The organism is Sphingomonas sp. ABOLE (assembly GCF_003950455.1).
In the GTDB taxonomy this organism is placed as follows: Bacteria; Pseudomonadota; Alphaproteobacteria; order Sphingomonadales; family Sphingomonadaceae; genus Sphingomonas; species Sphingomonas trueperi.
The window spans coordinates 87461-101700 of record NZ_QQWY01000001.1; the positions used below are offsets into that span (position 1 = coordinate 87461).

General features: G+C 67.8%; 17 protein-coding genes. 11 read left to right on the plus strand and 6 right to left on the minus strand.

Annotation, left to right across the window (positions count from 1 at the left end; genetic code table 11):
* Positions 1-153: 153 nt before the first annotated feature.
* Positions 154-1149: an esterase-like activity of phytase family protein gene (locus CA234_RS00415; protein ID WP_125976042.1), complete on the plus strand. Its 996-nt coding sequence runs from the start codon at positions 154-156 to the stop codon at positions 1147-1149.
* Between the two features lie 82 nt (positions 1150-1231).
* Here the strand turns inward: CA234_RS00415 and rpmB are convergent, their stop codons facing one another.
* Positions 1232-1531, minus strand: a complete 300-nt coding sequence (gene rpmB, locus CA234_RS00420; protein ID WP_093296900.1) for a 50S ribosomal protein L28 — start codon at positions 1529-1531, stop codon at positions 1232-1234.
* A gap of 147 nt (positions 1532-1678) precedes the next feature.
* On the opposite strand from rpmB, the gene CA234_RS00425 reads away from it, so the two are divergent.
* The 8 genes from CA234_RS00425 to CA234_RS00460 all read left to right on the plus strand — a co-directional run bounded on the left by CA234_RS00425 (position 1679) and on the right by CA234_RS00460 (position 7454).
* A complete protein-coding gene (locus CA234_RS00425) occupies positions 1679-1930 on the plus strand; it encodes a hypothetical protein (protein WP_125976040.1) in 252 nt (83 codons plus the stop codon).
* Positions 1927-2109, plus strand: a complete 183-nt coding sequence (locus CA234_RS00430) for a YqaE/Pmp3 family membrane protein (protein WP_125976038.1) — start codon at positions 1927-1929, stop codon at positions 2107-2109. The genes CA234_RS00425 and CA234_RS00430 overlap by 4 nt, the downstream gene beginning before the upstream one ends.
* A 64-nt stretch (positions 2110-2173) precedes the next feature.
* A complete protein-coding gene (locus CA234_RS00435) occupies positions 2174-2602 on the plus strand; it encodes a nucleoside deaminase (protein WP_125976035.1) in 429 nt (142 codons plus the stop codon).
* A 69-nt stretch (positions 2603-2671) separates the two neighbouring features.
* Positions 2672-3973 carry a hemolysin family protein gene (locus CA234_RS00440; RefSeq protein WP_125976033.1) on the plus strand — a complete coding sequence of 434 codons (1302 nt, stop codon included), beginning with the start codon at positions 2672-2674 and terminating at the stop codon, positions 3971-3973.
* Between the two features lie 199 nt (positions 3974-4172).
* Positions 4173-4511: a preprotein translocase subunit YajC gene (gene yajC, locus CA234_RS00445; RefSeq protein ID WP_125976031.1), complete on the plus strand. Its 339-nt coding sequence runs from the start codon at positions 4173-4175 to the stop codon at positions 4509-4511.
* Positions 4511-6097, plus strand: coding sequence for a protein translocase subunit SecD (secD, locus tag CA234_RS00450; protein ID WP_125976029.1), 1587 nt, complete (start codon positions 4511-4513; stop codon positions 6095-6097). The genes yajC and secD overlap by 1 nt, the downstream gene beginning before the upstream one ends.
* 12 nt (positions 6098-6109) lie before the next feature.
* Positions 6110-7081 carry a protein translocase subunit SecF gene (gene secF, locus CA234_RS00455; protein WP_125976027.1) on the plus strand — a complete coding sequence of 324 codons (972 nt, stop codon included), beginning with the start codon at positions 6110-6112 and terminating at the stop codon, positions 7079-7081.
* Position 7082: 1 nt separating this feature from the next.
* The gene (locus tag CA234_RS00460) at positions 7083-7454 is read left to right on the plus strand and encodes an Mth938-like domain-containing protein (RefSeq protein ID WP_126000621.1); all 372 of its coding nucleotides are present in this window, start codon (positions 7083-7085) and stop codon (positions 7452-7454) included.
* Here the strand turns inward: CA234_RS00460 and CA234_RS00465 are convergent.
* The 4 genes from CA234_RS00465 to tgt all read right to left on the minus strand — a co-directional run bounded on the left by CA234_RS00465 (position 7439) and on the right by tgt (position 11975).
* On the minus strand, positions 7439-8653 hold the full coding sequence (locus CA234_RS00465; protein ID WP_125976025.1) for a hypothetical protein: 1215 nt from the start codon (positions 8651-8653) through the stop codon (positions 7439-7441). The genes CA234_RS00460 and CA234_RS00465 overlap by 16 nt on opposite strands.
* Before the next feature lie 103 nt (positions 8654-8756).
* Complete coding sequence (locus CA234_RS00470; RefSeq protein ID WP_125976023.1) at positions 8757-9170, minus strand: hypothetical protein; 414 nt, start codon at positions 9168-9170, stop codon at positions 8757-8759.
* Positions 9171-9312: 142 nt separating this feature from the next.
* A complete protein-coding gene (locus CA234_RS00475; RefSeq protein ID WP_125976021.1) occupies positions 9313-10773 on the minus strand; it encodes a DUF1593 domain-containing protein in 1461 nt (486 codons plus the stop codon).
* A gap of 71 nt (positions 10774-10844) precedes the next feature.
* Positions 10845-11975, minus strand: a complete 1131-nt coding sequence (gene tgt, locus CA234_RS00480; RefSeq protein ID WP_125976019.1) for a tRNA guanosine(34) transglycosylase Tgt — start codon at positions 11973-11975, stop codon at positions 10845-10847.
* A 46-nt stretch (positions 11976-12021) separates the two neighbouring features.
* On the opposite strand from tgt, the gene CA234_RS00490 reads away from it, so the two are divergent.
* Positions 12022-12657, plus strand: a complete 636-nt coding sequence (locus CA234_RS00490; RefSeq protein ID WP_241213117.1) for a cupin domain-containing protein — start codon at positions 12022-12024, stop codon at positions 12655-12657.
* 11 nt (positions 12658-12668) lie between these two features.
* Positions 12669-12830 (plus strand): hypothetical protein, encoded by a 162-nt coding sequence (locus CA234_RS24195; RefSeq protein WP_164521667.1) that lies wholly within the window; start codon positions 12669-12671, stop codon positions 12828-12830.
* 121 nt (positions 12831-12951) lie between these two features.
* Here the strand turns inward: CA234_RS24195 and CA234_RS00495 are convergent, their stop codons facing one another.
* Positions 12952-14205, minus strand: coding sequence for a nucleoside transporter C-terminal domain-containing protein (locus CA234_RS00495; RefSeq protein ID WP_125976017.1), 1254 nt, complete (start codon positions 14203-14205; stop codon positions 12952-12954).
* Positions 14206-14240 lie beyond the last annotated feature (35 nt).

Here is a 14240-nt window from a genome sequence, read left to right on the forward strand (position 1 = left end):
CTCTCGATACGCTACGCGAGAGCAACTGTACGCGTACAACCCGTTCTGGATAGAGCGGTTCCCTTGAGCGAACGCTGAACGACTTGGTTATTCGCCGTTCATCTTCGCACCTGCAGCACTGGCGGGCGGCGCGGCAGCCGCTAAGAGGGGCGGATGCGCTTCCGGCTCCGCTTCCTCGCTTATCCGCCGCTGGCGCTGTCGATCCTGTTCCTCACTGCATCGGGCAAGGAATTGCGAACGCCGCTGGGCGCCGACCCGGTGATGCACGCGGCGCGCGTGCCCCTGGTGCCGGGCGACCCGGCGCGGCAGCGAATCGGGCGCCTGCGCTATCTGGGTGGGGTGCGGCTCAGCAGCCCGGACCTGGGTTTCTCCGGCTATTCCGCACTGAATGTGGTGGGCGACCGGTTCACCCTGCTCAGTGATCGCGGCAATCTGGTCCGGTTCCGCATGGGAGCGGACTGGCGGCCGTTTGAGATTCGATTCGCCGACCTTCCCGGCGGCCCCGGCACCAGCGCCTTCAAGGGCGACCGCGACTCGGAGTCGCTCGCGCGCGATCCGGTTACCGGAGAATGCTGGGTCGGCTTCGAATCGCACAACGCGATCTTCCGATTCGATCGCGATTTTCGTGTCACGCAGGGCAAGGCCTATCCGCGAGCGATGAAGCGCTGGCCGCAAAATGGCGGCGCCGAATCGATGGTGCGCCTCGCCGACGGTCGGTTTCTGGTGATCGGCGAGACCGCGCGACCGCGCGGCGGCTCGGTCGATCAGCGCGAGATCTTGCTGTTTCCCGGCGATCCCACCATCGGCAATCCGCAGCCGATCCATTTCGCCTATGTGCCGCCCGACGGCTATGATCCGAGCGACGCGGCGGTGCTGCCCGACGGACGGCTGCTGGTGCTGGTGCGGCGATTCGCGCTGGACACGCTGTTCACCGTGAAGATCGAACTCGTCGATATCCGGGGCGTCAGGGCCGGGCAGGTGCTGCACGGGACCGAGCTCGCCGGCTTTTCCCCGCCGTTCCAGCACGACAATTTCGAAGGGCTGGCGGTGCAGCGCGAGGGCGATTCGCTGGTGCTGTGGATGATCTCGGATGACAATGAGCAATGGTGGCAGCAGACGCTGCTGCTCAAGTTTCGGCTGGACCTCTAGGCCCGGCTTTCCCAGGCGCCAGACACGGCAAAACCCGCCACTGCCGTGCAGTAGCGGGCCAAACCGTTGATCTGAAGAGAGATCAGGCCGCTTCGGCGGTGCCGGCGGTCGCCTTGCGCACTTCGCGCTTCAGGCGACGGGCGCGCAGCGACAGATCGTCGTCGCTGCTCTTCAGGAGCCAGTTGTCCAGGCCGCCGACATGCTCGACCGAACGCAGGCCGTGCGTCGAGACGCGGAGACGGATGCTCTTGCCGAGCGAATCCGAGATCAGCGTCACGTTCTGCAGGTTGGGCAGAAAGGTGCGCTTGGTCTTGTTGTTGGCGTGGGAAACATTGTGTCCCACCTGCCGGCCCTTGCCGGTCAGCTCGCAAATGCGCGACATCGCTTCAAATCCTGAGTTGGGCGGTAAGCCGGAAAGGCCGCGCTGTTAGCGTCGATGCGCGTCGCAGTCAACCGATTCACGGCGGAATGCGCGCAACCTGCTCGCCACCGGGGCGTTGGGCAGGTGAAACGATAGGAGGAGATTGGGATGCGCGCAATCCTGGGGCTGCTGGGAATTCTGGTGCTGGTCGCTGTGGTGCTGATCGCGCTGGGCTTTCTCAATGTCGATGTGCGCGGCGGCAAGCTGCCCACGGTCGCGGCGGAGACGGGCAAGGTCTCGGTCGGCGAATCGAACAGCACGGTGCGCGTGCCCACCGTCGAGATGAAGGACAAGCAGGTAAAGCTGCCGACCATCGACGTACAGAAGGCGCCGGAGCCGACGGCGGCGTCGGCAAAGTGACCCCGTCCGCAAGCCGAATCGCGGCCGCGGCATTGCTGCCGCCGTTCGGCGTCTATCTGGAGGAGGGCGCCGGCCGCCCTTTCCAGATCGCCTGCGCGCTGACCGTGCTCGGCTTCCTGCCGGGGGCGGGCTACGCACTTTGGCGGCTGTTCCGCCGTCCGGAGCCCGCCGCCGCCTGAGCAGGGCGTGACCGGGCGGCGTGCGGTCGCTAAGCCGGGCGCGATGTTCCCTCTGCCCCCTCCCATGCGTGCCGCGCTCGCCGCCGCCCAGGCCGCGGCCGAGCAGGGCGAGGTGCCCGTTGGGGCCGCGATCGTGCGGCAGGGCACGGTGATCGCCACCGCGGCCAACGCCCCGCGCGCGCTCCACGATCCCACCGCCCATGCCGAGATGCTGGCGATTCGCGCGGCGGCGGCGCTGCTCGGCCGCGATCGGCTGGAGGATTGCGACCTGTGGGTCACGCTCGAGCCCTGCGCGATGTGCGCGGGCGCCATCGCCCATGCGCGAATCGCCCGGCTCTATTACGGGGCCAGCGATCCCAAGGGCGGTGCGGTCGAACACGGCCCTCGCTTGTTCGGCCAGCCGACCTGCCATCATCGCCCGGAGGTCTATCCCGGCATCGGCGAGGCCGAGGCCGGCGCGGTGCTGCGCGCCTTCTTTCGCGCCCGCCGCTGAGCCCATTCGGCTTTTGCACCGCAAAAGGTTGTGAAGGGGGCGCCGGTGGGGATATGAGGGCGGTGCACCATGAGCGCACCTTTTCCCTGGATCGACGTAGCGATCATCTTCGTGCTGATCGCGATCAACGGCATTTTCTCCATGTCTGAGCTGGCGATCGTCTCCGCCCGCCCGGCGCGGCTGGAGGCGCTGGCCCGGCTCGGCAACCGCGGCGCCAAGACCGCGATCGAGCTCGCCGAGGATCCCGGCAAGTTCCTCTCCACCGTCCAGATCGGCATCACGCTGATCGGGATCGTCTCGGGTGCCTATTCTGGCGCCAGCCTGGGCGAGCCGGTGGGGCAGCGCATCGAGGCACTCGGTATTTCCGCGGGGCTGGCGCACACGCTGGGGATCACGCTGGTCATCGGTCTCACGACCTACGGCTCGCTGGTGGTTGGCGAACTGGTGCCCAAGCAGTTCGCGCTGCGCTCACCCGAGCCGATCGCTGCCGCAATGGCGCTGCCGATGCGTTGGCTCTCCTGGGGTACCGCGCCGATCGTGTGGCTGCTCGATTCGTCGACCGGGCTCGTGTTCCGCCTGCTCGGCCTCAAGCGCGAATCGGAGAATCGGGTCACCGCCGAGGAACTGCACCTGATCGTGGCCGAGGCCAGCAAGTCGGGCGTGATCGAGGAGCATGAGCGCTCGATCATCTCGGGCGTGGTCCGCCTCGCCGACCGCCCGGTGCGCGAGGTGATGACGCCGCGCACCCAGGTCGACTGGCTCGACGTCGGTCTCGACGGTGCCGGCATTCGCGAGGAACTGCTCGCCACCCCGCACACCCGCCTGCCGGTGGCGGAAGGCTCGATCGATGCAGTGATCGGCGTCGTCCAGGCGCGCGACATCGCCGCCGCGCTGTTCCGCGGCGAGCCGCTCGACCTGCGCAAGCTGATGCGCAAGGCTCCCGTGCTGCCCGATCAGGTCGATGCGATGGACGCGCTCACCGCGCTGCGCCACGCCGAGGTGCCGATGGGGCTGGTGCATGACGAATACGGCCATTTCGAAGGCATCGTCACGCCCGCCAACCTGCTCGCGGCGATCGCCGGCGAGTTCGCCTCGGACGCCGAGCCGGGCGACAACCCCAACATCGTCGAGCGCGAGGACGGCTCGCTGCTCGTCGCCGGCGCGACCCCGGCGGACCAGCTGGCCGAGCGGCTCGGCATCGATCTGCCCGAGGACCGCGACTATGCGACCGTCGCCGGCCTGGCGCTGGCGGTGTTCAAGCATCTCCCGGTGGAGGGCGAGGTGTTCGAGCAGCAGGGCTGGCGGTTCGAGATCGTCGACTTGGACGGCCGCAAGATCGACAAGCTGCTGGTGAGCCGTGAGGGCGCCTAGGCGCTCCCCCGAACGACAGCGTCTCCACACCCCGGGCGGGGGTGGAAACGCTCTCCCCCGATGGAGCGTGGACAATATCGTCCAGTTTCGGAAATCTCCCCTCCGCCCCTTATAGTTGCGCCCCACCCCGGCGCATGGTAGCGGCCGCGGCTTGAATGGGGCCATTCCGCGTCCCTAACTTCAGGCTTTTCGGGAACCCATGTTCGCCACTCCAGCATATGCACAGGCCGCAGGCGCGGCTGGTCAGGGTAGCACTCTGGCCGGGATCGCGTCGGTAGCGCCGCTCGTCCTGATCTTCGTCGTCTTCTACTTCCTGATGATCCGTCCGCAGCAGAAGCGGATGAAGGCGCTGCAGAACGCGGTGAATTCGGTGAAGAAGAACGACACCGTGATCACCGCCGGCGGCCTGATCGGCAAGGTCACCAAGGTCGACGAGACCGAGGTCGAGATCGAGCTCGGCCCCAATGTGAAGGTGCGCGCGATCAAGTCGACGCTCGCCGAAGTGCGCCCGCACGGCGCCAAGCCCGCGAACGACTGATGCTGGATTTCCCGCGCTGGAAGGTCTGGTCGATCACGCTTGGCCTGGCCCTGATGGTACTGCTCGCGGTGCCGAGCCTGGTGCCGGAGAGCCTCCGCAACACCTGGCCGAGCTGGGTGCCCAAGCCCGCCGTCAACCTCGGCCTCGATCTCGCAGGCGGTTCGTACCTGCTCCTCGAGGGCGACACGAGCGACGTGCAGCAGACCAAGCTCGAGCAGATGCGCGAGCAGGTGCGGCTGGCGATGCGCCGCGATCCGCGCGTGGACATCGGCGACATCTCGATCGCCGGCGGCAAGCTCAGCTTCATGGTCCGCGATCCCGGCAAGGTGGATGCGGCGCGCGAAAAGCTGCTGCCGATGACCAACGGTGTCGGCACCACCGGTCAGCGCGACTGGGAAATCCAGGTCGTCGATTCGACCCGCTTCGTGCTGACCCCCACCCAGGCGGGTCTGGCGCAGCAGATCGAAACCGCGATGAACGACGCGCGCGAGGTGGTCGACAAGCGCATCAACGCGCTCGGCACCCGCGAGCCGACCGTGATCCGCGAAGGCAGCAACCGCATCGTCGTGCAGGTCCCCGGCCTGCAGGATCCCAGCCAGCTCAAGGCGCTGCTCGGCAAGACTGCCAAGCTCGAATTCAAGCTGGTCGACACCAGCGTGACGCCGCAGCAGATCGCCAGCGGGGATATCCCCGTCACTTCGCAGCTGCTCCAGTATGAGAATGGCGCGCCGATCGTGGTCAACCGTACCGCGATGATCACCGGCGACATGCTGGTCGATGCCAAGCAGAGCTACGACCAGCAGGGCCGTCCCGACGTGACGCTCCAGCTCGACGGCGCGGGCGCCAAGCGCTTCGCGCGGGTGACGACCGAGAACACCCAGAAGCCGTTCGCGATCATCGTCGACAACAAGGTGATCTCGGCGCCGAACATCAACGAGCCGATCCTCGGCGGCAGCGCCTCGATCTCGGGCGGCTTCACCGTGGACAGCGCCAACGAACTCGCCATCGCGCTGCGTTCGGGCAAGCTGCCGATCAACCTGAAGGTCGTGCAGGAATCGACCGTCAGCCCCGAGCTCGGCAACGATTCGATCCGCGCCGGCGTCACCGCATCGGTGATCGCGATCGTCGCCGTCGTGGTGTTCATGGTGCTGACCTATGGCCGCTTCGGCGTCTACGCAAACATCGCCGTGACGCTGAACGTGCTGGTGATCCTGGCGGTGATGGGCATGCTCAGCGCGACGCTGACGCTGCCCGGCATCGCCGGCTTCGTGCTGACCATCGGCACCGCGGTCGACGCCAACGTGCTGATCAACGAGCGTATCCGCGAGGAACGCCGCCGCGGCCGCAGCGTGATGCAGGCAGTGGAGCTCGGCTATAAGGAAGCCAGCCGCACCATCTTCGAGGCCAACGTCACCCACGCGATCGCCGGCGCGATCATGCTGGTGCTCGGTTCGGGCCCGATCCGCGGTTTCGCGGTGGTGCTGCTGATCGGCATCGCCAGCTCCGTCTTCACCGCCGTGGTGTTCACGCGCATGCTCGTCACGCTCTGGCTGCGCCGCAAGCGCCCGAGCGAGATCCATATTTAAGGAAGCGCCGACATGCGGCTCCTCAAGATCGTACCCGACAACACCAATATCGGCTTCGTCCGCATCCGGTTCATCGCGTTCGCGATTACCGCGCTGCTGACCGTCGCCGCGATCGGTATGGTTGCGGTGCACGGCCTCAATTTTGGCGTCGACTTCGTCGGCGGCGTGTCGATCGAGGAAAAGTTCACCTCGGCCCCGCCGCTCGACGAACTGCGTTCGACGGTGAACGAGCTCGGCTATGGCGAGGCGGTCCTTCAGGACATGGGCGGCAAGAACGTCGTCACCATCCGCCTGCCGGTGCCCAAGTCGAACGATGCGGGCGCGACCAACGCGATGGTCGAGCGGGTGAAGGGCGCGGTGGCGGCCAAGTTCCCCGGCGCCACCTTCTCGACATACTCCACCGTGTCGGGCAAGGTTTCGGGCGAGCTGATCCGCAACGGCGTGCTCGCCGTGGCACTGGCGATCATCGGCATCGCGATCTTCTCCTGGCTGCGCTACGAATGGCAGTTCGGCGTGTCCACCGCGGTCGCGATCCTGCACGACGTGCTGATGACGCTCGGCTTCTTCGCGGTGACCGGCATGGTGTTCGACCTGAACATCGTCGCCGCCGTGCTGACGATCATCGGCTATTCGATCAACGACAAGATGGTGATCGACGACCGCATTCGCGAGAACATGCGCAAGTACCGCAAGATGGGGATGAGCGAGCTGATCGACCTGTCGGTCAACGAGACGCTGCCGCGTACCGTGATGACCTCGCTCACCATCCTGCTGGCGCTGGCCTCGCTGCTGGTGTTCGGCGGGCATGTGCTGCGCGGCTTCACCGCGGCAATGATGCTCGGTATCGTGGTCGGCACCTATTCGTCGATCTACGTCTCGTCCTCGCTGCTGATCACGCTTGGCCTCAAGCCCGGCGTGAAGCCCGAAAAGGCCGACTCGATCGCCGACAATGCCGAGCGCGTGGCGCCGCGCGAGCGGCCGTAACGTGAAGATCGAGCGGCGCAGCGCCGAAGGGCCGCTGATCTCGGGCTTTTCGGGCGGCGGCTTTCGGGTCGACGAGAATGTCTATCACGGGCTGATCATCACGCCCCAGCGCGCCGACGGATGGTCGCCGCCCGCGGTGGCCGAGCTGACCGAGGCGGATCTCGAACCCGCCTTCGCGCTGGATCCGCAGCCGGAATTCCTGCTGCTCGGCACCGGCGCGACACTGGTGCGGCCGCCGCTCAGCCTGGTGAAGGCGCTGGAGAAGCGCGGCATCGGCATCGAGGCGATGGACAGCCGCGCAGCCGCCCGCGCCTGGGGCGTGCTCCGCGCCGAGCTGCGCTGGGTGGCGGGCGCGCTCTACCCGCTCGCCTGAGCTTCCTCCGCGAACAGCGTGGGCAGGGTGCGCTCCAGCCGCGCCAGCGCGGCCTCCCAGCGCTCCGGATCAAACGGACGGGCGAGGCGGGCGAGCAGATCGTCCTCGGGCGCGAGCGGATCGACGCCATCGTTCAGCAGATATTGCGCGAACCATAGCCGCGCCGACTCGGGATCCGGCCGGCGCGCAGTGCCGGCGATGACATCGGCGACGAACGGCTCCAGCGCTGCATAGGCGTTCAGCCAGCCGCCACTGTCGAAGCGCGAATGGCGGTGCATCGGCACGCCGAAGAACGCCGCCAGCGCAAAGGTCTTCGAGTCGCCGACCAGCATGCCGTCGGCGTGGCGCGCCATCGCGAGCGTGGCGGGGTGCATGCCGATCCGCGGGGGGAGCAGCACGACATTGTCGCAGTCGCCGACCGCTTCGATCAGCGGGGCGGCGTCGACATGCGCGTCGTTGAGCGGGTGGTTGGTCACCGCCAGCGTGCAGCGGTCGCCCAGCTGGGCGGCGAGTTCGCGGACCAGCGCGGCATTGGGCTTGGTGGCCAGCCGGTGCATCGCGAGGAAATTATCCTCGGTCTCGCATTCGAGCGGCAGCAGCAGCAGCGGGCGATCCTCGGGGATGCCCAGCCGCGCGAACAATGTGGCGCGCTCTTCCGGTGCGGGCGCCAGGCTATGTTGGAGTCGTTCCCAGGCGGGGGCCAGCATCGTTCGCAGGCGATCGGCTGCGACGGGGGGCATCTCCGCGAGCAGGCCATGGTCGTGCGGCCGCTCGGTGAGCAGGATCCAGCGCGGCGGCGGTGCAAAGGGCTCGTACCGCCCTTCCATCAGCAGGCGGACGATTCCGGGGAAGTGTCGTACGGTCTCGTGATCGGCGGTGCGGCAGAGCACCAGGTCGGGGCCAAGATCGCGGACGAAGCCGATCAGCCCCTCGGCATCCTCGGGCGTGGTGCGGGTGCTGGGATGGTCGGGGCCGTCCATGATGTACCAGCGCAGGTCCGGCAGATCGGCGCAGCGGGCGAGTTCCTCCGGCCCGATACCGGTGCCGCGCCAAGGCGCGGGGGCGAGGACATGGATCTCATGGCGCTCCGCGAGGCGGCGGAGCATCGGCTCGACGATGTGGACGAACCACCAGTTGGTCACCATCGGCAGGTAGAAGAGGATCCGCTGGCGCTGCTCGGGGTGCGGGAGGGGCGGCAAGGGAACTCCGTCGGCGGGGGGACCTGCCTTGCTTATAGGCCCTTGCGGCCGTGGAGGACATGCGGCGTATGCGATTTGCCGGGGCCAGCCAGCGCGGTCCGTCTCAGGCGTGGCCTACCGAATCGAGCGCTGCGTCGACAGCCGCTGCATCGGGCGCCAGTAGCCAGGCTTCGGCGCCTTCGATGCTGTCGAAATAATAGGCGTCGCGGTCGCTGGCCGCCCGCTTGATCTGCATCCGCGCCAGCGACTGGGCGACGACGATGGCGAGGCGGCGCGAAGCGAATTTGGGATTGTTCAGCACATGCTTGAACGACTCGACGCTGTCCTGCGACTGGATCTTCATCCCGCGAATGTCGACCAGCGTGACATGGGCGTTGGCCGCGCATGTCAGTTGGCGGTGCGCCTGGTCCCGCGCCGCCACGAAGCGGACGATGTCCTCCATCGCGAAGAAGCCGGACATCGTGATGCGGACGAGGCTGTTGGAAGCGTCGACGTCGATGGAGAAGGCAGCTTCCATGGGGTTTCCGATCCGGCAGCGTCGCGCACCCGCGTGACGCGGGCGTGGCGGGAGAGCCTATGGACGCGCACGGCCGCGCTCAATTCCGTATCGTTCCTAAGGGCTTGCGAAGGTGCGCTCCGTCCCGGCCGCTATCCACACGCTAGGTTCCGCGCCCGACACCTTCAGTCGATGGCAGGACCGTCACGATGACCCGTCGATACCGCGTAAGCGCGGGCATCCCCTTGTCGGTTACCGCGACGATGAAATGTACCGTCTCGAGCTTCTCCACCACCGGCGCCGTCGCGTTGGCGCGGTAGACGTTCTCGGGGCGGTTGATCGGCACCGGCTGCTTCCAGCTGCCCGCCTCGGGATAGGGAAACCAGGCGAAGGACAGGCTGTCGCCGTCCGGGTCAGCGCTCGGCGAGGCGTCGAGGAGGATCTTCTCGCCCGAATGGACGGTCAGCCGGTCGGCATGGGCGAGGCGGGGGGCCGGCGCGTGGTTGGCCTCCGCGAAGGCCCGGGTGGTCCAGGCGATGCGCGCGGCCATGTCGTTCTGATAGGCGTCGCGCCAGCGCCACACCGTCACCATCGGCCCGCGAAAGGTCTTTTCCGACGCGACCGGCCGCGAATAGGGCGTCGGCACCATCGGTGTGTAGGAATCGTCGGCGTTGGTCCAGATCGGCCGCGCCTCTGGCGCAAGCGGAATGCCGCCGGTGACCGTCTCGCCGGGCGGGAAGGGGCGGGGGACATAGCGCTCGTAGCGGCCGCCCCAGCCGCCCCATTCGGGATGCTCGGGCACGCTGAGCCCTGTCGGGATCAGGTTGAGGAACGAAGGCGTGTCGCCCTCCATCGTCCAGGCGACGTCGGGATAGAGCGCGCCCAAGGCCCCATGCCCCTGCTGGATGTTGCGAGCGATCCAGTCGTTGGAAACCGAGCCGTTGTCGATTCCCTCGATCGGCGTGCTCATGCCGGTCCAGCTGCCGTTACTGTAGGGCCCGGTGCTGACGATGTAGAAGAGGTTTGGAAACTCGCGGCGCAGCCAGGCGCCCGAATCGTCCTGGTCGGAGATGGTGTAGACGCGCAGCTTGGCGATCAGCCGTTCCGCCTCGGCGGGGCTGCGGGTGGCGCGCAGCGTGTACAGCGCCTGCGCCAGCGTGTTCGCGCCGCCCCAAACCGCCACCCAGAGGGGGCGCGGATCCGGGCGGTCGAGCGCGCGGAGCAGCAGCGCGGAGCCGGCGCTGTCCTTGCCCGCGCCGACGCTGGCCATGCCATAGCCGGGCTGCCCGCTCTGGATCTGCGCCAGCAGTTGCCCGGCGCTGGGATAGCCGGCGGCGTGGCGCAGCAGATTGGGCTGCACCCTGCCATAACCCGTCACGATCCGCCGCATCGTCTCCGGCTGCGGATCGGTCTTGAGCCAGATCGAGGTGGTGGCGATCAGCCCCTCGATGTCGATCTCGTTGGCGTAGAGCAACAGGCGGATCAGCGACTGGCTGTCGTCGGTCTCCGCCTCGATGTCCGAGAGGAAGATCAGCCGCTGCTTCTCGACCACCGGATCGCTTGCGGCGTGGGCGGGGCCCGCCACGGCAAGCACCGCCGCCAAAACGATGCCGAATCCTCGCATGCGCCACCCCTCTCCCGTTTGGCCGGAGCCTAGAGGGGCAGGGCGGCGGCTGTCACGGAAAAGCTGCGGGCTCAGCCCTTTGTCGTCTGGTACTTTGCGCGGAAATCATTGGCGAAGGCGGTGAGCCGCTGCTCCTCGATCGCCGCGCGCAGGTCCGCCATCAGGGACTGGTAGAACCAGAGATTATGCTCGGTCATCAGCATCGCGCCGAGGATCTCGCCGGCGCGGACGAGGTGGTGGATATAGGCGCGGCTCCAGGTGCCGCAGACCGGGCAGGCGCAGGCCGGATCGAGCGGGCCCTGGTCCTCGGCGAACTTCGCATTGCGGATGTTGATCGGGCCTTCCCGCGTGAAGGCCTGGCCGGTGCGGCCCGAGCGGGTGGGCAGCACGCAATCGAACATGTCGATGCCGCGCTCGACCGCGCCGACGATGTCGTCGGGCTTGCCGACGCCCATCAGGTAGCGCGGCTTGGTCTCGTCGAGCTGGCCGGGGGCATAGTCGAGCACGCCGAACATCGCTTCTTGGCCCTCGCCCACCGCGAGGCCGCCGACCGCATAGCCGTCGAAGCCGATATCCTTCAGCGCATCGGCGCTCGCCTGGCGCAGGCCTTCGTCGAGTGCGCCCTGCTGGATGCCGAACAGGGCAGCGCGGGCGGCATGTTCCTCGCCCGAATCGAAGCCGGCGCGGCTGCGCTTGGCCCAGCGCATCGATCGCTCCATCGCCTTGGCCTGCACGTCGCGGGTCGAGGTGGTCGGCACCAACTCGTCGAACGCCATGACGATGTCGGAGCCGAGCAGCCGCTGGATCTCCATCGAGCGCTCGGGGCTCATCATGTGGCGCGAGCCGTCGAGGTGCGAGGCGAAGGCGACGCCTTCCTCGCTGCGCTTGGTCAGTTCGGACAGGCTCATCACCTGGTAGCCGCCTGAATCGGTGAGGATCGGTCGGTCCCAGCCCATGAACTTGTGCAGCCCGCCCAGCCGGGCGACGCGCTCGGCGGTGGGGCGCAGCATCAGGTGATAGGTGTTGCCGAGCAGGATGTCGGCACCGCTGGCGCGCACGTCTTGCGGCTTCACCGCCTTGACGGTGGCGGCGGTGCCGACCGGCATGAAGGCGGGGGTGCGGATCTCGCCGCGCTGCATGGCGATGGTGCCGCGACGCGCCTTGCCGTCGGTGGCGTGGATGGTGAACTGGAAACGGGGCATGCGTGGCTATTGGCGCGTTTGGGGCCGGAATCCAAGGGAGGGCCGTGTGGCGGAACAGGACGACGAGCTGCGGGCGATGGCGGCGCATCGCGGGCTGAAGCTGGTCAAGTCGCGGCGGCGCAAGCCCGGGGGCGACTTCGGGCGGTACGGGCTCAAGGATGCGGGTGGGGCGGAGATATTCGGCGTCGGGGCGGACGGGCTGACGGCGGATGCCGAGGCGATCCGCGGGTTCTTGCGCGGCGGGATGCGGAGCGACTGGAGTATTTCGGTCGAGACCACGCCCGGACCGAAGCGCGCTCCCAAGCCGAAGCCTTCCCCCAAGTCCAAACCCGCACCGCCGCCCAAGCCGCGTTTCAAGCCTGAGGTCGCCAACCTGCTGCGCGACCTGCCAGAGGCGAAGGACGACGAGGCGTTCACCGATCTGCTCAAGCGCCCAGGCGTGCGGATCGAGCGGATCGTCTCACGCGGGCAGGCGACGCCCGATGAGGCGCCGATGGTGCAGGACTGGGACGAATGGGTGGTGCTGCTCGAAGGTGCGGCGGGGATCCGGATCGAGGATTCGGCCGAGGTGCGGCTGGCCCCGGGCGACCATCTGCTGATCCAGGCCGGGCAGAAACATTGGGTGACATGGACCGCGCGCGACCGGCCGAGCGTTTGGCTTGCCGTACATCTCGACGGATAGGAGCAGCACCCATGGCCGAACCCCTCAATCCCGGCGACGACGCCGCCCCGGGCACGCCGGGCACCGGCGAAGACATCTGCCGCCGTTGCGGCGGGTCGGGTCGCATTGACGGCGGCGAGTGCCCCAACTGCGGCGGTAGCGGCAAGGTGGTGGAGGGGATCGGCGGGGGCTGATCGGCGCATCGCTACACCGAGCGCCTGCCTCACCTCCGTGCCCCTCCGAAAGCAGGGGCCCAGGGTCGCGGGCGACTTGCTCTCCTACCCTGGGCTCCTGCTTTCGCAGGAGCACTAGGAATTACGGCAGCAGCAACCCAGCCAGCGCGGCCGACATCAGGTTCGCGAGGCTGCCCGCGATCAGCGCCTTGATCCCCAGCCGCGCAATCACCGGGCGCTGGTTGGGCGCGAGGCTGCCGGTGGTCGCCATCTGGATCGCGATCGAGCTGAAATTGGCGAAGCCGCACAAGGCAAAGGTGATGATCGCCTTGGAGCGCGGCGCGAGGTCGGTTGCCTTGCCGAGCTCGATGAAGCCGACGAATTCGTTGAGCACCACCTTGGTGCCGAACAGCCCCCCGGCCGTGAGCGACTCGTGCCAGGAGATGCCGAGCAGGTACATCACCGGCGCGAAGATCGCCCCGATGATCGCCTGGAAGCTGAGGTGCGGATAGCCGAACCAGCCGCCGACCATGCCGAGCAGCCCGTTGGCCAGCGCCACCAGCGCGACGAAGGCGAGCACCATCGCGCCGACCGCCACCGCGATCTTCACGCCGGTCGAAGCACCATTGGCCGCCGCCATGATGATGTTGGCGGCGCGCTCCTCCTGGAAATCCTCCTCGGCGACGCGGATCACCTCGTCCTCGCCGGACATCGGCGCGTCGACGACGGCGGGCTCGTCCGGCATGATGATCTTGGCCATCATCAGTCCGCCCGGTGCCGCCATGAACGAGGCTGCGAGGAGGTAGGGGAGCGAGGCCGGCCCGAGCAGGCTGGCATAGGCGGCGAGGATCGTCCCCGCGACGCCCGCCATGCCGACGCTCATCACCGCGAAGACCTGCGAGGGGGTGAGGCGGGCCAGATAGGGCCGGATCACCAGTGGCGCCTCGCTCTGGCCGACGAAGATGTTCGCCGCCGCGCAGAGCGATTCGACCTTGCTGACCCCGGTCACCTTCTCAATCGCGCCGCCGATCCAGCGCACCACCAGCTGCATGATGCCGACATGGTAGAGGATCGAGACGAGCGCGGCGAAGAAGATGATCACCGGCAATGCGGCGATGGCGAGGCTCTGGCCGCCCAGCTCGGGCTTGGCGAGATTGCCGAACAGCAGCTGGGTGCCCGCGCTGGCATAGCCAAGCAGCGCCGAGACGCCGTTCGCCATGCTGTGCAGCGCTACCTGGCCCCAGCCGGTCCGAAGTACGATGACCGCCAGGCCGGCCTGGAGCAGAAAGGCGGGTCCGACGACGCGCAGGCGGATCGCCCGGCGATTGCTGGAAAGCAGGAAGGCGATGCCCAAAATCGCCAGCACCCCGAAAATGCCGATCGGGAAATGAGTCATTCTGAAGTCGATAGTCCCCATCGCCGGCGGAATCG

Coding starts and splice junctions, on each gene's coding strand:
- secF (WP_125976027.1), top strand. CDS start 6,110: ATGCGGCTCCTCAAGATCGTACCCGACAACACCAATATCGGCTTCGTC.
- CA234_RS00415 (WP_125976042.1), top strand. CDS start 154: ATGCGCTTCCGGCTCCGCTTCCTCGCTTATCCGCCGCTGGCGCTGTCG.
- CA234_RS00425 (WP_125976040.1), top strand. CDS start 1,679: ATGCGCGCAATCCTGGGGCTGCTGGGAATTCTGGTGCTGGTCGCTGTG.
- CA234_RS00440 (WP_125976033.1), top strand. CDS start 2,672: ATGAGCGCACCTTTTCCCTGGATCGACGTAGCGATCATCTTCGTGCTG.
- tgt (WP_125976019.1), bottom strand. CDS start 11,975: ATGCCCCGTTTCCAGTTCACCATCCACGCCACCGACGGCAAGGCGCGT.
- CA234_RS00495 (WP_125976017.1), bottom strand. CDS start 14,205: ATGACTCATTTCCCGATCGGCATTTTCGGGGTGCTGGCGATTTTGGGC.
- rpmB (WP_093296900.1), bottom strand. CDS start 1,531: ATGTCGCGCATTTGCGAGCTGACCGGCAAGGGCCGGCAGGTGGGACAC.
- CA234_RS00470 (WP_125976023.1), bottom strand. CDS start 9,170: ATGGAAGCTGCCTTCTCCATCGACGTCGACGCTTCCAACAGCCTCGTC.
- yajC (WP_125976031.1), top strand. CDS start 4,173: ATGTTCGCCACTCCAGCATATGCACAGGCCGCAGGCGCGGCTGGTCAG.
- CA234_RS00435 (WP_125976035.1), top strand. CDS start 2,174: ATGCGTGCCGCGCTCGCCGCCGCCCAGGCCGCGGCCGAGCAGGGCGAG.
- CA234_RS24195 (WP_164521667.1), top strand. CDS start 12,669: ATGGCCGAACCCCTCAATCCCGGCGACGACGCCGCCCCGGGCACGCCG.
- secD (WP_125976029.1), top strand. CDS start 4,511: ATGCTGGATTTCCCGCGCTGGAAGGTCTGGTCGATCACGCTTGGCCTG.
- CA234_RS00475 (WP_125976021.1), bottom strand. CDS start 10,773: ATGCGAGGATTCGGCATCGTTTTGGCGGCGGTGCTTGCCGTGGCGGGC.